The organism is Microbacterium sp. BF1, from assembly GCF_019279095.1.
Taxonomy (GTDB): domain Bacteria; phylum Actinomycetota; class Actinomycetes; order Actinomycetales; family Microbacteriaceae; genus Microbacterium; species Microbacterium maritypicum.
Window position 1 is genome coordinate 1 of sequence record NZ_JAGYWT010000762.1, and the last position, 765, is coordinate 765.

The following is a 765-nucleotide window of genomic DNA, read 5'->3' on the forward strand; positions in this document are numbered from 1 at the left end:
TCGAAGAGCGCGAGCTCAGCAGGGTGCAACTGCTGTTGGACGACGAAGCTGCGTTCTTTGATGCGCCACAGGCCCTGCCCGACGCCGAGTGAGGGCAGCAGCTTACGCTCGGTGGTCGTCAGGCCGAGGGCCTTGGCGGTGACGCCCAGCTGGTCGGATTCCTGCCGGTAGATCACCCGCGTCTCGGCGTTCGCCAGCAGGCTGTTGGCGAGCGAACGCATGGCGCTGCCGGAGTCACCGACGTTCTCCAGATCGGTCAGCTTGTGGAAGATCAAGGCATTGGCGATGCCGTAGTGCCGGGCGAGCCGCCAGTGCGCGTCCATCCGTCTCAGCAACGACGGCTGGGACATCAGCCGCCACGCCTCGTCATAGATCACCCACCGTTGCCCGCCTGCCGGGTCGAGCAGCGCCGACTCCATCCACGCCGAACAGCACGTCATTAGTAGGGCATCCCTATTCTAATGAACACCGTTCAGGTGAACGGTGTTCAGGAGGAAATATGACCACGTCCCGCACCACCGATACCAGCGCCGCACTCGGCCGCATCGCGGTCTTCGCCGCACTGATCGTCGTGCTCGGCACCGTGATCGTGCCCCTGCCCAGCGGCGTGCCGATCACCGCGCAGACCCTGGGGGTCATCTTCGCGCTGATCATCTTCTCCACGTTCAACAACCTCATCGGCGGCGTCTACATGGCGTTGATGGATCCCTACGGACTGACACTCTTCGACGCGCAGACGTGGGGCTTCGCGCTGGCGTTCGCCTC

At 64.2% G+C, this 765-nt stretch carries 2 pseudogenes; one reads left to right on the forward strand and one right to left on the reverse strand.

The features are described 5' to 3' along the window. A pseudogene (locus KZA10_RS16615) lies at nt 1-449 on the reverse strand (ATP-binding protein); the annotation flags it as partial. A 50-nt stretch (nt 450-499) separates the two neighbouring features. Between KZA10_RS16615 and KZA10_RS16620 the strand changes: the two are divergent. Further along, nucleotides 500-765: pseudogene (locus tag KZA10_RS16620) on the forward strand (hypothetical protein); the annotation flags it as partial.